The following is a 14893-nucleotide window of genomic DNA, read 5'->3' on the forward strand; positions in this document are numbered from 1 at the left end:
ACGCGGCCGTCGCAGCCGCGTCTGCGGTGGTATCGCAGCGATCGTATCGGGGTAGCTCGCGATTCCGTTCGTCGCCGCTCGACGGACGAGGTCGTCTCCGCTTGGACCCCGCGTCGCTCGCGGCGTCAGTCCATCGACGGCTGTGCGGCGCTCCCCTCCTTTCGTTCCGCTTTGATGCTCTCGATGTCGAAGCGCAGGAGCGCCATGCAGCCGAGGCCGACGAGGAGCGTGGCGGCGACGATATAGAACGACAGCGAGTAGCTCCCGGTCTGCTCGACGATCTTGGAGACGAGCGTCGGTCCGGCGACGCCGGCGAGCGCCCACGCGGTGAGCGAGTAGCCGTGAATCGCGCCGAGTTCCTTCGTTCCGAACAGGTCGCCTAGATACGCGGGGAGGCAGGCGAAGCCGCCGCCGTAGCAGGTGACGATGGCGAACATGAACGCGGCAAAGACCCAGACGTTGGAGATGTTCGGCATCAGCGCGAACGCCACGATCTGAACGGCGAAGAACGTCGCGTAGGTCGTCGTCCGCCCGAGGTAGTCCGAGACGCTCGCCCAGCCGATGCGGCCGGCACCGTTGAACACGCCGATGACGCCGACGATGGAGGCGGCCAGCGCGGCCGACGCGCCGGTGATCTCCTGGGTCATGTTCGAGGCGACCGACAGGAGCATGATCCCGGCGGAGATATTGATGAACAGCGCCGTCCAGACGAGCCAGAAACGCTTGGTCTTGATCGCTTCGTTGGCCGTGAGCTGTGCCAGGTCGCTCGAGACGGTGACGCCCTTGCTGTTGGTGTCCTCGAGTTCGTCGGGATCCATCCCCTCGGGAACCCAGTTAGCGGGAGGTTTAGCGAGGTAGTTCGCACCGAGGGCCATCGCGAGGAAGTAGCCCGTCCCGAGGACGTAGAAGTTCATCGGGATGGAAAGGGACGTCATCAGCTCCTGTGCGACCGGGCCGGTGATGAGCGCACCGGCACCGAAGCCCATGACCGCCATCCCGGTGGCCATGCCGCGGCGATCCGGGAACCACTCGACGAGCGTCGAGACGGGGGAAATGTAGCCGAGACCGAGTCCGGCACCGCCGAGGACGCCGTAGGTCGCGAGGAAGCCGACGTAACTCCCGGCCTGAATCGCGACGCCGGCGAGGATCGTCCCCCCGCCGAACAACACCGCCGCGGTGAGTCCGGATAGCCGCGGACCGTACTTCTCGACGTATTTGCCGAGGAACGCCGCCGAGATACCGAGGACGAAGATGGCGACGGTAAAGGCGAAGGTAACGTCGGAGATGCTCCACCCGTGGAGTTCCTGGAGTGGATTCTGATAGACACTGTACGCGTATATCGAACCGATCGACAGGTGGATCGCGACGGCGGAGAGCGCGATCACCCATCGATTCTTCTCTGTGTCTGCCCCTGACATACACTACCGTAATACGACGGGTCATTTTTAATAGTTTATAAACGATTAGCCTAAAGGATTAGATTATCACAGATATACGCACCAATTAAACTATCTAGCATTCATCGTCGGAGAATTCTGTCTCTCGGTTTTCAATTACGGCCGGGTATCGGCCGTACCGAGCGACCGCGCGGAGCGGCCCGCGATACTCGCGTTCGCCGATCGGGCTGACGCCGCTCGAGTCGCGGGCCGCGGACCGTTCCGATTTAGTCCCTCGAGAACGGCGTTCGTGATATGACGAACCCCCAGTTCGAGGAAGTCAAGACGGAAGCGGCCGCAGCGATCACGGGCGACGAGGCGGAGCTCCGTTCGGTGTACGCCGGGCTCGTCCACGAGGACGGGCGCCACGAGTACTACTTCGGCAACGACACCGAGGAGGCGTCCGAACTCCGCGAGGCCGCGGCGATCCAGCTGGGGATGCTGACCCGCGTCCTCGCCGACCGCTCCGACAGCTCCGTCGACGAGATCGCGGAACTCGCCGCCGAGCGCGCCGAGGAAATGGAACTGCGGTGAGCCGACGCGGACAGCGTCGCGACGCCTCGACGTAACGATCGTGACACGGAGTAGACACCGACGAAGGCGGTGATAACGCTTTTTCCGATCCGCGACGTTCCGTGTCGTAGTGACTCCCGATACGCCGGACCGTCTCCTCCGCGTCGATCTCTCGACGAGAACGGTCGAGAGCGTTCCCGTCCCGGAGGCGTGGCTCCGCCGGTACGTCGGCGGGAAGGGGCTGGGCGCCCGGTACCTCTACGAGGAACTCGAGGCCGGCGTCGATCCGCTCGGTCCGTCGAACGCCCTGCTCTTCATGCTCGGACCGCTCTCGGGACGCCTGCCCGGCGAGTCGCGGTACGCCGCCGTCACGAAGTCGCCGCTGACCGGCGGGTTCCTCGACTCCTACGCGGGCGGCTCGTTCCCGGACGCGCTCGTCGGCGCGCTCGGGCCCAACGCGGGGCTGCTCGTCACCGGCCAAGCGGACGAACCCGTCCGCGTCGTCATCGAGGACGGTGCGGCGACCGTCGAACCGACGGACGCGTGGGGTGAGGACACCGTCGAAACAGCGGCGGCTCATCCCGACGCGTCGGTGGCCTGCATCGGCCCGGCGGGCGAACGGGAGGTCGCCTACGCGACGATCGCCTCCGACGAGGGCGACCATCACGCGGGCCGGGGCGGCGCCGGTGCCGTGATGGGATCGAAGCGCCTGAAGGCCGTCGTCGCAAGGGGCGAACCGCCCGACCTCGAGGACGAGCGACTGACGGCCCTGCGCGAGGCCGCCGCCGAGCGGTACCGCGACGACGAGACCGGCCGCTGGCTGCGAGCGAGTGAGACGGTCGAGAGCGTCGACTTCGCCAACGAGGTCGGCGCGCTCTCGACCCGCGGCTGGGCGGACGGCCGGTTCGAGGACGCCGACTCGATCGGCGTCGGCGCGGTCAGGGAGCGGGCGACCGGGCGGGAGAACGAGAGCGCAGACGCCGACACCGACGACCCGGGCGGCTTCCGCGTCGAGACCGATGAGGGCGACTACGTCCCGCGCGGAGCCGCGTCGATGTCGCTGGGGGCCGGCCTCGGCATCGACGAGTTCGACGCCGTCGCACAACTGGGCCAGACCTGCGACCGGCTCGGCGTGGACCTCATCAGCGCCGGCAGCGCCATCGCGTGGGCGGTCAAGGCCGCCGACGCGGCCCTGCTCGAGCGCTCGTTCGACTTCGGCGACCCCGACGGCGCCCGGCGGCTGCTCGAGGAGATCGCCACGCGGGAGACGCCGCTGGGCGACGCGCTCGCCGACGGGGTCGACGCGGCCGCCGAGCGGTTCGGCGGGGACGACCTCGTCCCGACCATCAAGGCGATGGAGCTGCCGGCGTACGATCCCCGCGGCGCACAGAGCATGGCGCTGGCATATGCGACCAGCGACCGGGGGGCCTGTCACCGACGAGCCCGGCCGATCGAGCGCGAGGTGTTCGACGGGGAGTGGAGCCCCGAACACACGGCCGAGACCGTCGTCGCCGAGCAGGACCGGCGGTCGATCCTGTGGTGTCTCATCGTCGACGACTTCGTCGGCGAAGCGTTCGACGACCTCGGGGCGGCGTGGCTCGACGTCGTCGGGCTGGAGCCGCTGGGCGACCTCGCGACCGTCGGCGAGCGGGTCTGGAACCTGACGCGGCTGTTCAACGTCCGAGAGGGCGTGACTCGGTCCGACGACGCGCTGCCGTCGCCGCTTCGAGAGCCCCTCGAGTCCGGACCCAACGCCGGGGAGGCCGTCGACCGCGAGCGGTTCGAGGCGACCCTCGACCGGTACTACCGGAAGCGCGGCTGGGGCCCCGACGGGCGACCGACTCGAGCGACCGTCGAGCGACTGGACCTCGCCGAAGCGGTCAACGACGACTCGCTGCTCGCGTCCTCAACGTCGTCCGTTCCCGAAGAGTGACGCGGACGGAGACGTCCGATCCCGAGCGACCGCGAACGGATGACCCCGTTCGTCGTCACCGACGTCGACCGCGACCCGCGATCGCCGACTCGACGCCAAGGGTAATCCTTACTTTCGGACCCGTCGTAGCGCCGCCGTGGACAGAATTCTCCTCAGTACGCTCGCCTATCGCCCGCCCGAGGCGGTCTTTCCGTACGTGCGGTCGTTCACCGACTACCCGCGGTACACGGAACACCTCAAGGAGGTTCGCGTTCACGGCGACGGCGACGTCGGTTCGATCTACGACCTGAAACTGGCGTGGTGGAAGCTCAGCTACACCGCCAGCTCGGAGGTCGTCGCCATCGACGCGCCGTCGTCGCTCGAGTGGCGGCTGGTCAACGACCTCGACGCCCGCGGGGAGTGGCGCGTCGAACCGGAGCCCGAATCGGCTCCCGACGGCGAGGAGACTGCGAGTCGGATCTACTTCGAAGCGGTCTACGACCCGCACTCGGCCGACGAGAACACGCTCTCGCTCCCCCGGTTCGTCTCGCTGGACTGGGTCGTCAAGAAGGTCGAGCCGAAACTCCTCGGCGAGGCGCGAGAGGTCGTCAAACGGCTCGTCGCGGACATCGAGGGCCGACCCCGGGATGTCGAACTGATGGTTCACGAGATGCCCTGATCGGCGAGGCAGCCGGGAGACGGTTTTCGGCCCGATAATTCGGTTTCGGCCCGGATTCTCACCGACGTCGGCCGACGTTCCGACGACCGATGAGCACCAGGAACAGGACGAACGCGACGACCGTCGTGCACGCGAGCAGCGTCCACGCGTCGTCGTAGCCGCGAGCGTCGACGAGGTAGCCGAACGCCGGCGGCGCGACGAGCGCGCCCGAATTGAGCGCGAGTTGTCCGCCCGCCGTAGCGCTTCCGATCCCGTCGTTCGGCACGATCGAGCCGATACACGAGTAGTAGACGCCGGTGAAACCGAGGATGAACGCGCCGAGCAACGCGAACAGTCCCAGGACGACGAGCGGCGGTTCGACGAACGGGATCGCCGCGAAGAGGATCGCCGAGACGCCAGCCTGAATCGCCAGGAGCACCAGCGTCGAGCGCGTCAGCGATCCGAACCAGTTGTCGGCGATCCAGCCGAACCCGATGCGGCCGACGCTCCCGCTGGCCTGGGCGGCAGCGAGGGTCGCCCCGGCGAAGACCGAACTCGCGCCGACGACGTCGGTCACGTAGAGGAGCGTGTAGCCGACCGTGGTGAACAGCCCGGCGCCGAGGAAGAACCCCGCGGCGACGAGCAGTACGTATTCGGGGTCCTCCACGTGCGTTCGGAGGGACGTCCCGGACTCGTCGGCGTCGTCGGTTCCGGCGTCGTAGCAGACGCGGAAGGCAACGGTAACGACGGCCGCGACCGCGCCGGCCCCGAGAAACGCGACTTCCCAGCCGACGCGACTGGCGCTGAGCGGCACCAGTAGCGAGCTGAGGCCGCTCCCGGCGGTCACGCCCATCTGTTTGATCCCCATCGAGACGTTGAGCCGCTCGGCGGGGATCGCGTTGAAGACGGCCTTGTTCGTTCCGGGGATCGCCGTCGCGTAGAAGGCTCCGAGGACGGCGACGGCGCCCAGCAGAAGGGGGTACGTCGAAGCGGCGGTTACGAGGACGGTCGTCGCGCCGAGGCCGGTCAGGCCGACGACCAGCACTCGAGCCTCGCCGTACCGATCGATGAGGCGGCCGACGGGCGCGACGCAGACCGTGTACCCGAGCATCAGCGCGGTCAACAGGAATCCGATCCGGGTCGTCGAAACGCCGAACTGCGCTCGAACGAACGGCGTGACCGCGTAGACGGCGTAGAAACAGCCGCTCGCGGCGATTTGCCAGACGAGGATGAGGGCGGTGTACCCCTTCCAGCTCCGCGGCTGCAGATCGAGGGCGGTGCCCGGCACGGACTCGGTCGGTCCGTTCATCGTCGCGTCTCGGCCTCCGTCCGTTCGGCGTCGTCATTTCGGGCGGGGCGGATACGCGGCGCTCTTCGCTCGAGCGCCGCGTTCGATCCGCGGTCGTTGCTCCTGCAGTGTCGTCGCGCCGACTCGACGGACGTCGATTGCTTCGTGTCGGTCATCGATCGTGACGGGGAGTTCGCGTAGCTCGTCGGTCTCGAGGCTCGGTCGGCTGCGTAAGCGATTCGCACCCGGTTCCACCGAATCCGGTCGCAAGAGCGTCCAACGACGGACGCCTCTCTCGCGGCGCGGTCGGACTCACCACAGCGTGTGTGGCCAGACGAAGGTAAACAGGAACCAGATGAGGCCGGTCAGAACCGCTGTCATGATGGCGTTCAGGATGAGTCCCGTTCGCAGCATGTGGCGCTGCTCGACGTAGCCGCTCCCGAACACGATGGCGTTCGGCGGCGTCGCGACCGGAAGCGCGAACGCGAAGCTCGCGGCGATCGTGCCGGCCACGGCGAGGAACAGCGACGTCGAGAAGTCGGTGAGGCCGAGAGTCGCCGAGAAGACGCTCCCGAGGCTGATTAGGATGGGAACGATGATGCTCGTCGTCGCGGCGTTCGACGTCATTTCGGTCAGGAAGATGACCAGCAGGACGACCACGCCGATGATGAGGACGATGGGCGATCCGACGAGTCCGCCGAAGACCGTCTCGGCGATCCACTTCGTCGCGCCGGTGTCTGCAAGGGCGTTGGCCAGCGAGATGCCGCCGCCGAACAGCAGCAGCGTCCCCCAGTCGATATCGACCAGTTCGTCCCACTCCATCGTGTCGGCCAGCACGAGCGCGGGCACCGCGGCGACGCCGACCACCACGTAGTACAGCAGCCCCTGGTGGCCGTCGACGCCGAAGACCGTCGCTCCCTCGCCGCCGAACAGCGACGTCATCCAAACGCTCGAGAGGTGTGGCTCGAAGAACTCACCGAGACCGCCGATCATCCAGAGGCCGGCCGTCGCGGCGAAGATCGCGGCGACTCGCTTGCCGCGCGTACTGAGTTTACCCTCCGCAGCGAGTTGTTCCCTGGCGTTCGCTCGGGCCTCGGTGACATCCGGAACCTCCGGCGGGTAGAGGATGTAGGTGAGGAGGAACCAGACCAGCGGCAGCGTCACGACGACGATCGGGAACCCGACGAGGAACCAGTCGGCGAAGCCGACTTCGTAGTCCAGGACGGCGTTCAGTTGGCCGACGAGGATCGCGTTCGGTGGCGTGCCGATGATAGTGCCGACGCCGCCGACGCTCGCCGCGTAGGCGGTCCCCAGTAACATCGAAATCTGGATATTCGTGAACTCGACCGGCGTCGATTCGACGGCCCCGCCGTCGGCGGCCGTTTCGGTCGGCTGGTCGTCGGGGACCGGATCGTCGACCGAGGCGAGATCGTCGCGATCGAGCACCTGCGTGAGGACGCCGACCGCGATCGGCGTCATCATCGCCGTCGTCGCGGTGTTCGAGACCCACATCGACAACGTGGCGGTCACGACCATGATCGCGAGGATCAACCGCCGCGGCGAACTCCCCATCTTGGCGATGGTGTACAGCGCGATCCGCCGGTCGATGTTGTACTTCTGGATCGCGTTCGCGAGCATGAAGCCCGCCAGAAACAGAAAGATGATGTGATCGGCGAACCCCGATAGCGCGACGTCCATGTCGTCGTAGACGCCGGTGCCGGTCAGCAACAGCGGGATCGTCAACGCGGTAACCGCCAGCGGGAAGGTGCCCGTCACCCAGAGGAAGCCCGCGAAGAACATCGTCGCGAGCGCATACTGGCCCGCCATCGAGAGGCCGGTCGGAGATGGTGCGGCCGCGATGGCGATCGTTCCGACAACTGCGATGAGGAATTTGACGATCCGCTTGTTAGACTGGCTCATTCGACCGTGTATCATTGATACAGTCGATCATTATCATTATCGTCCTTAAATCTTGTCATGGGCTCACATCCTGCGAAGCGCCGCTGAACGGCCGCTAAAAGTGACGAACGATCGCGCGGATCTGGTCTTCGGTGAGCTCCTCGCTGTAGAGTTCGAGGAGCGTTTGCCGGCGGGATCGGGAGAGTGACCGATTTCCGTTCTCGAGCATCGAGATGTGGGCCTGCATGAGCTCGGGAACCTCCCGCTCGACCGCCCGCTGCTCGTAGCCGGCCGCCACTCGAAGCAACCGCCAGCCGAGGGGCGAGATCCGGTCCAGATCCAGATCCGGAACGTCAGAAGATGTCATACGTAGTCGGTGCGGTGAATGTCAAAAGGCTTTGTTGAAATCGTTCGGCCGACGGCACTGTCTTTTCGCCCGATACGGTCGGGCCGAAACAGGACGATCGGCAGCGATCGACGATGGTCGACGACGATCGCTCGAAACCTCCCCGGGTCGGTCTCAGAGGGTGTAGTCCTCCTCGCCGTCCTCGCTCGAGAGGAACGCCTCGAGGAGATCGATCGTCGCCGCGACATCGTCGACGTGGGCAGCCTCGGTCGGCGTGTGGAGGTATCGCGTCGGAATCGAGATCGCACCGACGGGTTTGGCGCCGTTGGAAAGCTGGAAGCCGGCCGTGTCGGTGCCGCCGGCGGGGAGGATCTCGCGCTGGTAGTCGATTTCCGCCTCGTCGGCGACCGACTGGAGCCGCTTGTGGACCTTCGGGTTCGTGATGACGCTCCCGTCCTTGAGCTTGATCGCCGCGCCGTCGCCGAGTTCGGTGACGCGATCGCCGGCGTCGAAGCCGGGGATGTCGTTGGCGACGGTGACGTCGAGTGCGAGCGCCAGATCGGGGTCGACGTCGACGCCCAGCGCGCGGGCGCCCCGCAGGCCGACCTCCTCCTGGACGGTCGCACAGAAGTGGATCGTCACGTCGGGATCCTCGAGCCGGCTGGCCGCCTCGAGCATCGCGAACAGGCAGATCCGGTCGTCGAGCGCCTTGCCGGTGACCGTCTCGCCGACGCGCTCGGTCGTCTGGTCCATCGTCACGAGGTCGCCGGGCGAGACCCGCTCCTCGAGGTCCTCGTAGGGGAGGCCGACGTCCACGACGACGTCCTCGACCTCGGGAGTCTTCTCGCGGTCCTCGTCGCTCAAGGTGTGTGGCGGCGGCGAGCCGATGACCCCCGGCAGATCGCCGTCGTCGGTATGGATCGTCACGCGCTGGGCCTTGAGGATGCGCGCGTCCCAGCCGCCCAGCGCGTCGAGTTCGACGAAGCCGAAGCCGTCCTCGCTGCCCTTCAGATGGCGGACCATGAAGCCGATTTCGTCCATGTGCGCGGCGACTGCGACGGAGTAGTCGGAGTCGCCCTCGAGCGTCCCCACGACGTTCCCCATCGCGTCGGTTCGGATCCGGTCGACGTTCTCCTCGAACGCGTCGACGACGAGATCACGAACGCGGTCCTCGTAGCCGGGGACGCCACTCGTCTCGGTCAGTTCCGTGAGAAACTCGAAATCGAACGGGGCGGATGCCATGACCGATCTTGTGATGGGTTCGACTATAAACCCGCGGATGGCGAGCCCTCGGCGAGTTCGGCGGGCGAATCCGTCGGACGGCTCGCTCGCGGGCCACGCGCGTGAATCGCTCGCGGCGGCTGGGGGTTTCCATATTAACCGCGGGGTATTAACGCGGTGGTCCGCTAGACGTGTGTATATGAGTGACGTACGTGTCGCAGGTGTCGGCCTGACCCCGTTCGGAAACGCGCCCAAGCGGACCAGCCGGGACCTCTTCGCGGAAGCGAGTATCACGGCGTTCGAGGACAGCGGCGTCTCTCGAGACGACGTGGACGCCCTCCTCTACGGCAACTTCATGGGCGAACTGTCCGAACACCAGGGCCACCACGGCCCCCTCATGGCCGAGGCCGCGGGCGTACGGGCGCCGGCGACCCGCTACGAGTCCGCCTGCGCCTCGAGCGGCACGGCCGTCCGGGACGCGGTCATGCGAATCCGCAACGGCGAGGACGACGTGATCCTCGTCGGCGGCGCCGAGCGGATGACCAACCTCGGCACCGCGGGCGCGACCGAGGCGCTCGCGATCGCCGCCGACGACCTCTGGGAGGTTCGCGCGGGGATGACCTTCCCCGGTGCCTACGCGCTGATGGCCCAGGCCTACTTCGACGAGTACGGCGGCGAGCACGAGGACCTCGCCCACATTGCCGTCAAGAACCACGAGAACGCCCTGAACAACGAGAAGGCCCAGTACCAGAGCGCGATCGAGGTCAGCGACGTCCTCGAAGCCCCGCAGGTCTCCAGCCCGCTGGGACTGTACGACTCCTGTCCGATCTCCGACGGCGCGGCCGCCGTGGTCCTCACGAGCGAGGAGTACGCCGAAGAACACGGCCTCGAGGCGCCGGTTTCGATCAGCGGCACCGGGCAGGGCGGCGACCGGATGGCCCTCCACGACCGCGAGTACCTCGCACGCTCGCCCGCGGCCCGCGAGGCGGGCGAGGAGGCCTACGCCGACGCCGGCGTTGACCCCGCGGACGTCGACTTCGCGGAGGTCCACGACTGCTTCACGATCGCCGAAGTGCTCGCGATCGAGTCGCTCGATCTGTTCCCGATCGGCGAGGGCATCTCGGCGGCCCGCGACGGCCGGACGACCGCCGACGGCGAGACGCCGATCAACCTCTCGGGAGGCCTGAAGGCCAAGGGCCACCCGGTCGGCGCGACCGGCGCCTCCCAGATCGCCGAGGTCACGAAACTGCTCTCCGGGAAACACCCCAACAGCGAGTTCGTCGAGGGCGCGACGACCGGCGTCGCCCACAACGCGGGCGGCACCGTCGCGAGTGCGACTGTCCACGTTCTGGAGGTGAGCGAGTAATGAACGACTCCGAAACCCGAGACGCCGGCTTCGACGAGTGGCTCGACGCCGCCGAGGAGGACCGAGCGTACTACCTCGCGTGTCCGAACGACCACGGCTCCCTGCCGCCCCGTCGGGTCTGCCCCGACTGCGGCGCGACCGAACTCGAGGACCTCGAGTTACCCGACAGCGGCGAGATCAAGACGTTCACCGTCACGCACGTCCCGACGCCGGCCTTCGAGGAGGACGCCCCCTACGCGACGGCCGTCGCGCGCTTCGGTCCCGTGCGGATCACGGGCCAGGTCGTCGGCATCGATCCCGAGGACGTCGAGACCGGACTCGAGGTCGAGATCGAGGTCACGGTGTCGGAGACGACGGGCGAGCGCGTGCTCGGGTTCAGCCCGGTATAGCGGACCGAATCGCGGTTTAGGGCGCCGTTCGCTCCGCCTTCGCAGACGCGGTTCGCAGACGATTTTCTCGGACGCGTTTCTCAGTCCGGAACACTCTCTCGTCCAGCTGTGCGACGCACTCGGATCGATCGTCGCGTCGCTCCTGACGGACGGAGTCTCCTCCGCCACGACGTGAGATAAATCGGTGGACAGAAACTGCGAGTACCCCTACCCGCTGTCCACCGTCCTACTCGGCGAATCACACTTCCACGGAATATGCTTTGTGGCTCAGTTCGCAACTCGAACGGTGAGTCGTCCCACCGAACGATGACAGATTGGACGAGTCTCCCGTTGCGGATCTCGGTCGATCCCCGACGTGACGTTAATCCCCGATATCGACGTCGACGTGTGGCAATTCAGCGGTCAGGTACTCGACGAACTTGTCGGGGTGCTCGGCGTGGGGCAGTTGCGTCGCGTAGTCGATAACGACGAGGTCAGTGTCGGCGGCCTCGGCGAGGTCCCGCCCCTCGCGCAGCGGCACGAGATCGGCGTCGCGACCCCAGACGAGCGTGGTCGGGGTCTCGAGGCCGGCCAGTTCGGTTTGCAGGTCGAAGTCGGGAACGAGGGTGCCGCTGCTGAACGAGGCGGGCGCGTAGCGGGCGCCGGGCTGGTGGGCGCTCCGCCACGCGTAGTCGACCGTCTCGTCGTCGATCCGGTCGGAATCGTAGTAGCCGTCGCGGTCGTAGAAGTAGCGAATCGAAGGTTTGCTCGCCAGCAGGTTGTAGAGCGTCGTCCCGACGACGGGCGCTCGAACGAGGGTCCGAACCCACGGCCGTTCGTCGGCGGTCTCGTCGGTCGGGCAGATCAACACGAGCTGTTCGAAGTCGTCCCGGTCGGAGGATTCGGTCTCCGCGGCGGCCCTGACGGCGAAGGCGCCGGTCAGCGAGGAGGCGACGACGATCGGTTCGTCGGTCACCTCGTCGGCGAAGTCGCGGAGGAACTCGGCGTAGAGCGTCGCCGAGTAGACCAGCGGCGGTCGTTCGGAGCGGCCGAACCCGGGGAGGTCGACGGCGATCACGTGGTAATCATCCGCCAGTCGCTCGACGATCGGCCGGAACTCGTGGCTGCTCGCGCCCGCGTAGATTCCGTGACAGAGGAGCAGGTCGGGATCGTTCGGATCACCAGCGACGGTGTAGCGCGTCTCGATGCCGCGCCATCGATACGTCCGTTCGATCCCCACGAGCGGGTTCTCGAGGTCGCCCGCTCGCTTTTGCAGGAAGCGATTTCCGAGCACGGCTGCGCCGACGGTGCCGACCGCTGCGCCGAGGACTGTTCGGGCCTTCATAACCGGTCGGTATGACCGCGAGCGTCTTAGATTTGCGGTTGGAACGCAGTCGCCGACACCGGAATCGCCGCCGATATCGCGTCGATTCCGTCAGCCGTCGTCGATCTCGAGATCTTCGAGACAGGTCTCGACGGGGGCCAACACGTCGTCGGCGATGGAGTAGGGATCGGTCTCGCCCTGCCGGACCGCTTCGGCGAGGTCCTCGACGCCTCCGGCGGCCGCGAGTCGGTCCTCGAGCATGTCGTGGACGTCCTCGCGCAGCAGCGTGCGGATCTCCTCGGCGTAGCGACCGCGGACCTGTTCGGCGTGCTCGCCGGAGTCGACGAGGTACTGCCGGTGGTCGGCGAACGCCTCGAGGAGGTCGTCGACCCCCTCGCCGCGCGTGGCGACGGTCTCGACGATGGGGGTGGTCCACGTCTCGGCGTCAGCTTCGTCGACATCGTCCTCGGGATCCCAGTCGTCGTGGGCGTCGATGACCTCCTGGCTGTGGTGGCCGCCCCCGCCGGCCATGCCGCCGCCCTCGTCGAGTTGGATCATATCGCGCAGCTCCTGGACGGTCCGGTCGGCGCCGTCGCGGTCGGCCTTGTTGACCACGAAGACGTCCGCGATCTCGAGGATCCCCGCCTTCAGCGTCTGGATCTCGTCGCCCGAGCCGGGCGGGACGAGGACGGCGACGGTGTCGGCGGTGCGGACGATGTCGATCTCGTTCTGGCCGGCGCCGACGGTCTCGATGATGATCTTGTCCTTGCCGAAGGCGTCCATCGCCTTGACGGCGTCCGCGGTCGCTGTCGATAGTCCACCGAGGGTCCCGCGGGCGCTCATCGAGCGGACGAAGACGTCCATGTCGCCGACGGTCGAGGCCATCCGGATGCGATCGCCCAGCACCGCGCCGCCCGTGAACGGCGAGGAGGGGTCGATCGCGATGACGCCGACCGTTTCGCCGCGGTCGCGGTAGGTCTCCGCGAGTTTGTCGACCAGCGTCGACTTCCCCGCGCCGGGGCTGCCCGTGACGCCGATCACGTCGGCGTCGCCGGTGTGGGCGTACAGTTCGGAGACGAGGTCCCGGTACCCCGGCGACCGGTTTTCGATCTTCGAGATGACTCGAGCCAGCGCGCGGTGTTTGCCCGCGAGCAGGTCCTCGAGTAACTCCTCGTCCGCGCTCATCGCTCGGGGGCGTTCTCGCGGACGAACTCGATGGTCTCCTCGACCGACGTCCCGGGGCCGAAGATGGCCGCGACGCCCTCCGCCTTCAGTTCGGCACGGTCCTCCTCGGGGATGACGCCGCCGGCCAGCACGAGCGTGTCCTCCTTGGCGCCGTACTCCTCGAGTCCGTCCATGATCTTCGGGAGGAGTGTGTCGTGGGCCCCCGAGAGGATGGAGATTCCGAGCACGTCGACGTCCTCCTGGACGGCCGCCTGAACGATTTCCTCGGGCGCCTTGTGCAGCCCGGAGTAAATGACCTCGAAGCCGGCGTCGCGGAACGCCCGCGCGATGACGTGGGCCCCCCGATCGTGGCCGTCGAGACCGACTTTGGCGACGAGACACCGGATCGACTCCTGTTCCTGTTCGCTACTCATACCCACCCTTTCCCCGGCCGTCGCTTTGATTCTAACGGATATTCATGCTATTTGCGGCCAACGCCGGTAATGACCCTCTCGAGTCACAGGCGGGCGTCGGGGATACCGGCCGACGAACGTATCAAAAAACTGCACTGCGTAACTGAACCAAAGGCTAAAGAGCGAAACGACCTAACATTCCGGTAATGACTATCGTTCGTTTACTGCGGAGGGATCTCTCGTGGGCGTCGAAATAAAAGAGACCAGGGTGTCCGACGCCGAGTTCGAGGAGATGAAAGGGTTCGTCTTCGAGTATCTCGCGGCCAGCGTCGAGAAGGAAGAGGAGGGCGGTCGGATGCGCTGGTACCCGTGGCACTCGGCGGAGTACCGACATAACCACATTCTCAACGTGGTCGAACTCGCGACGGATATCGCACGCGAGGAGGGTGCCGACATCGACGTCACCCGCGTCGCCGCGCTCTTTCACGACGTCGCCAAACTCGAGACCGATCAGGAGCTCCACGCCGAGGCCGGCGCGCGCGTCGCCCGGGAGTACCTCGAGTCCCGCGCGGACTACCCCGAATCGTTCATCGAGCAGGTCTGTCGGGCCATCGAACACCACTCCTACCAGGGCGACCTGACCGATCTCACGCTCGAGGCCCAGTGTCTCATCGAGGCCGACCTGCTCGACAAGGTCGGGGCCAACGGCACCGCCCTGATGCTGTTGCGGATGGGCTACGAGGCGCGGACTCACATGGACTGCGACGAGATGGTCGACCGCGTCTTAGAGCGCGGCTACGACGCCGCCTCCCGCGTCCAGAGCGACACCGCCGAAGGGATCGCCCACCGCCGGCTGAAGCGTGTGAAGTGGTTCCGGGAGTGGCTCGAGGACGAAATCGCCGCGATGGGCGACTAGAGCGCCGGTCCCATCCCGCCGACCGGTCGATGAAATACCCTTCTCGAGCGCCCGGTTCTGCCGATCCCC

At 66.9% G+C, this 14893-nt stretch carries 14 protein-coding genes; 6 read left to right on the top strand and 8 right to left on the bottom strand.

Annotated elements, in window-relative coordinates:
• Window positions 1-125: 125 nt before the first annotated feature.
• Window positions 126-1418: an L-lactate MFS transporter gene (locus EH209_RS10800; RefSeq protein WP_126662915.1), complete on the bottom strand. Its 1293-nt coding sequence runs from the start codon at window positions 1416-1418 to the stop codon at window positions 126-128.
• A gap of 273 nt (window positions 1419-1691) precedes the next feature.
• Here EH209_RS10800 and EH209_RS10805 point away from each other — a divergent pair, with 273 nt between their 5' ends.
• The 3 genes from EH209_RS10805 (at window position 1692) to EH209_RS10815 (ending at window position 4540) form a co-directional block, all read left to right on the top strand.
• On the top strand, window positions 1692-1970 hold the full coding sequence (locus tag EH209_RS10805) for a hypothetical protein (RefSeq protein WP_008896278.1): 279 nt from the start codon (window positions 1692-1694) through the stop codon (window positions 1968-1970).
• A 109-nt stretch (window positions 1971-2079) separates the two neighbouring features.
• On the top strand, window positions 2080-3882 hold the full coding sequence (locus EH209_RS10810; protein WP_126662916.1) for an aldehyde ferredoxin oxidoreductase family protein: 1803 nt from the start codon (window positions 2080-2082) through the stop codon (window positions 3880-3882).
• A 136-nt stretch (window positions 3883-4018) separates the two neighbouring features.
• Window positions 4019-4540 carry an SRPBCC family protein gene (locus tag EH209_RS10815; RefSeq protein ID WP_126662917.1) on the top strand — a complete coding sequence of 174 codons (522 nt, stop codon included), beginning with the start codon at window positions 4019-4021 and terminating at the stop codon, window positions 4538-4540.
• A gap of 58 nt (window positions 4541-4598) precedes the next feature.
• Here the strand turns inward: EH209_RS10815 and EH209_RS10820 are convergent, their stop codons facing one another.
• The 4 genes from EH209_RS10820 to EH209_RS10835 form a co-directional block, all read right to left on the bottom strand.
• On the bottom strand, window positions 4599-5828 hold the full coding sequence (locus tag EH209_RS10820; RefSeq protein ID WP_126662918.1) for an MFS transporter: 1230 nt from the start codon (window positions 5826-5828) through the stop codon (window positions 4599-4601).
• Window positions 5829-6119: 291 nt separating this feature from the next.
• On the bottom strand, window positions 6120-7742 hold the full coding sequence (locus EH209_RS10825) for an SLC13 family permease (RefSeq protein ID WP_164722032.1): 1623 nt from the start codon (window positions 7740-7742) through the stop codon (window positions 6120-6122).
• A gap of 79 nt (window positions 7743-7821) precedes the next feature.
• Window positions 7822-8073 carry a hypothetical protein gene (locus EH209_RS10830; protein ID WP_008896283.1) on the bottom strand — a complete coding sequence of 84 codons (252 nt, stop codon included), beginning with the start codon at window positions 8071-8073 and terminating at the stop codon, window positions 7822-7824.
• 153 nt (window positions 8074-8226) lie between these two features.
• Window positions 8227-9294 carry a M42 family metallopeptidase gene (locus EH209_RS10835; protein WP_126662920.1) on the bottom strand — a complete coding sequence of 356 codons (1068 nt, stop codon included), beginning with the start codon at window positions 9292-9294 and terminating at the stop codon, window positions 8227-8229.
• A 178-nt stretch (window positions 9295-9472) separates the two neighbouring features.
• Between EH209_RS10835 and EH209_RS10840 the strand changes: the two genes are divergently transcribed.
• Together EH209_RS10840 and EH209_RS10845 are read left to right on the top strand one after the other, a co-directional pair.
• Complete coding sequence (locus EH209_RS10840) at window positions 9473-10639, top strand: thiolase domain-containing protein (RefSeq protein WP_126662921.1); 1167 nt, start codon at window positions 9473-9475, stop codon at window positions 10637-10639.
• The gene (locus EH209_RS10845; protein ID WP_126662922.1) at window positions 10639-11028 is read left to right on the top strand and encodes a Zn-ribbon domain-containing OB-fold protein; all 390 of its coding nucleotides are present in this window, start codon (window positions 10639-10641) and stop codon (window positions 11026-11028) included. The genes EH209_RS10840 and EH209_RS10845 overlap by 1 nt, the downstream gene beginning before the upstream one ends.
• 361 nt (window positions 11029-11389) lie before the next feature.
• On the opposite strand, the gene EH209_RS10850 is transcribed toward EH209_RS10845, so the two are convergent.
• From EH209_RS10850 to EH209_RS10860, 3 genes are all read right to left on the bottom strand, one after another.
• Window positions 11390-12352 (bottom strand): alpha/beta fold hydrolase, encoded by a 963-nt coding sequence (locus tag EH209_RS10850; protein WP_126662923.1) that lies wholly within the window; start codon window positions 12350-12352, stop codon window positions 11390-11392.
• A 90-nt stretch (window positions 12353-12442) separates the two neighbouring features.
• Window positions 12443-13516 (bottom strand): methylmalonyl Co-A mutase-associated GTPase MeaB, encoded by a 1074-nt coding sequence (meaB, locus tag EH209_RS10855; RefSeq protein WP_126662924.1) that lies wholly within the window; start codon window positions 13514-13516, stop codon window positions 12443-12445.
• Window positions 13513-13929: a cobalamin B12-binding domain-containing protein gene (locus tag EH209_RS10860; protein ID WP_126662925.1), complete on the bottom strand. Its 417-nt coding sequence runs from the start codon at window positions 13927-13929 to the stop codon at window positions 13513-13515. Before EH209_RS10860 ends, meaB begins: the two co-directional genes overlap by 4 nt.
• A gap of 220 nt (window positions 13930-14149) precedes the next feature.
• Between EH209_RS10860 and EH209_RS10865 the strand changes: the two genes are divergently transcribed.
• Complete coding sequence (locus EH209_RS10865) at window positions 14150-14824, top strand: HD domain-containing protein (RefSeq protein WP_008896291.1); 675 nt, start codon at window positions 14150-14152, stop codon at window positions 14822-14824.
• The last annotated feature ends 69 nt before the right edge of the window (window positions 14825-14893 follow it).

It is taken from the genome of Haloterrigena salifodinae (assembly GCF_003977755.1).
Taxonomy (GTDB): domain Archaea; phylum Halobacteriota; class Halobacteria; order Halobacteriales; family Natrialbaceae; genus Haloterrigena; species Haloterrigena salifodinae.

What these genes read in the sequence shown, in the direction of transcription:
- EH209_RS10800 (WP_126662915.1), bottom strand. Translation starts at nt 1,418, where the DNA reads ATGTCAGGGGCAGACACAGAGAAGAATCGATGGGTGATCGCGCTCTCC.
- EH209_RS10805 (WP_008896278.1), top strand. Translation starts at nt 1,692, where the DNA reads ATGACGAACCCCCAGTTCGAGGAAGTCAAGACGGAAGCGGCCGCAGCG.
- EH209_RS10820 (WP_126662918.1), bottom strand. Translation starts at nt 5,828, where the DNA reads ATGAACGGACCGACCGAGTCCGTGCCGGGCACCGCCCTCGATCTGCAG.
- EH209_RS10825 (WP_164722032.1), bottom strand. Translation starts at nt 7,742, where the DNA reads ATGATACACGGTCGAATGAGCCAGTCTAACAAGCGGATCGTCAAATTC.
- EH209_RS10830 (WP_008896283.1), bottom strand. Translation starts at nt 8,073, where the DNA reads ATGACATCTTCTGACGTTCCGGATCTGGATCTGGACCGGATCTCGCCC.
- EH209_RS10835 (WP_126662920.1), bottom strand. Translation starts at nt 9,294, where the DNA reads ATGGCATCCGCCCCGTTCGATTTCGAGTTTCTCACGGAACTGACCGAG.
- EH209_RS10840 (WP_126662921.1), top strand. Translation starts at nt 9,473, where the DNA reads ATGAGTGACGTACGTGTCGCAGGTGTCGGCCTGACCCCGTTCGGAAAC.
- EH209_RS10845 (WP_126662922.1), top strand. Translation starts at nt 10,639, where the DNA reads ATGAACGACTCCGAAACCCGAGACGCCGGCTTCGACGAGTGGCTCGAC.
- EH209_RS10850 (WP_126662923.1), bottom strand. Translation starts at nt 12,352, where the DNA reads ATGAAGGCCCGAACAGTCCTCGGCGCAGCGGTCGGCACCGTCGGCGCA.
- meaB (WP_126662924.1), bottom strand. Translation starts at nt 13,516, where the DNA reads ATGAGCGCGGACGAGGAGTTACTCGAGGACCTGCTCGCGGGCAAACAC.
- EH209_RS10860 (WP_126662925.1), bottom strand. Translation starts at nt 13,929, where the DNA reads ATGAGTAGCGAACAGGAACAGGAGTCGATCCGGTGTCTCGTCGCCAAA.